The organism is Neisseria sp. P0022.S010, from assembly GCF_051956635.1.
Genome location: NZ_JBQCXF010000683.1, coordinates 1 through 1,420 on the forward strand (window position 1 = coordinate 1; position 1,420 = coordinate 1,420).

Consider the following 1,420-nt stretch of genomic DNA (forward strand, 5'->3'; position numbering starts at 1 on the left):
TCCTTTCGGATGTATGGTGAAAATCGGCTCAAGATTACCATATTGTGTGGAATCGTGAAACAAAGGCGCCCATATGGCCGGCAACAAAAAGGCCGTCTGAAACGGATTTTCAGACGGCCTTTGTTTTACGCTAAACCTTATTTGTTGTCAGGTCGGGATTTGACATCGGTGGATACAGGCAGCTCAGGCATGGTTCGGGCAGACTCAGGAACATTGCCGGAGAGGGCTTTCAAGAAGGCAACGATGTTTTCAGTTTCTTCCGGAGCCAGAGTTTTACCCAATTGAGCTTTCGCCATGATGTTGACGGCTTTATCCAATTCCCAAACGCTGCCGTTGTGGAAGTATGGATAGGTACGTTCAACGTTTCTCAAGCCGGGAACACGGAAGAAGAATTCGTCTTCGGCTTTTTTGGTTACGTCCGCACGGCCTTTGTCGTGTTTTGGATCGTCGATGTGTTTCCAGTAAGGACCATCCACCAAACCGAATTTTTGGAACATGGTACCGCCCAAGTTGACGCCGCTGTGACAAGCGATACAGCCGTTGTCCATAAATGCGCGTACGCCTTTGCGTTCTTGTTCGCTCAGGGCAGATACGTTGCCTTTGAGGTAGTCGTCCCAACGGGTCGGGGTCAGCAGGGTACGTTCAAACGCGCCCAATGCGGTGGTGATGTTTTTGAAGGAAACCGTGCCGTCTTCAGGGAATGCGGCTTTGAATTTTTCTTGGTATTCAGGGATACCGGCGATTTTTGCGGCGGCATCGGCTTCGGTCGCGTTGGCCATTTCAACAGGGTTGAGCAATGGGCCGCCGGCTTGTTCTTCCACATCGGCTGCACGGCCGTCCCAGAATTGGCTGCCCAACAAGGCGGCATTCAGAGCAGTTGGGGAGTTACGGCCGCCGAATTGGCTTTTATGACCCGCACTGGTCGGCATGTTGTCTACGCCGGCAGTTGCTAAGTTGTGGCAAGAGTTACAGCTGACGGTGTTGCCTTTGGACAGGCGGTTTTCGTACCAAAGTTGTTGGCCGAGTTTGACCTGTTCTTCGGTAAACGGACGGATTTTTTGCATTTCGGCTAAGTCAGGCAAAGGTTTGAACGTAGCTTGCGCGCGTTCCAACAGGGCTTTGTCTTCGTCAGAAACATCGGCAGAATTTTGAGGGGCTGAAACGGCGGCGGTGCTTGCGGCAGCATCGGCAGCGCTCGCGGCAGAAGCAGCTTGAGGAGTTTCAGTGGTTTGTGCAGTTTTCTCACCGCAGGCGGTCAACGCGGCAGAAACAGCCAAAGCCAGAACGATTTGGTGGAGTTTCAAACGTGGCATAGGAGGTTCCTTTGTTATGCATTTGTTATGTAATGGTTTGCTGGTTGCGACAGCAGTGTTTGAACTATATTAAGATAAGTTGTTTTTGATTCTTGCTGTAAATCAAC

Annotated in this window: 1 protein-coding gene; it reads right to left on the reverse strand. The window is 51.1% G+C overall.

Going from position 1 to position 1,420, the window contains the following annotated elements; genetic code table 11:
• Nucleotides 1–137 precede the first annotated feature (137 nt).
• On the reverse strand, nt 138–1,313 hold the full coding sequence (locus ACTHUT_RS20640; protein WP_250599274.1) for a cytochrome-c peroxidase: 1,176 nt from the start codon (nt 1,311–1,313) through the stop codon (nt 138–140).
• Nucleotides 1,314–1,420 lie beyond the last annotated feature (107 nt).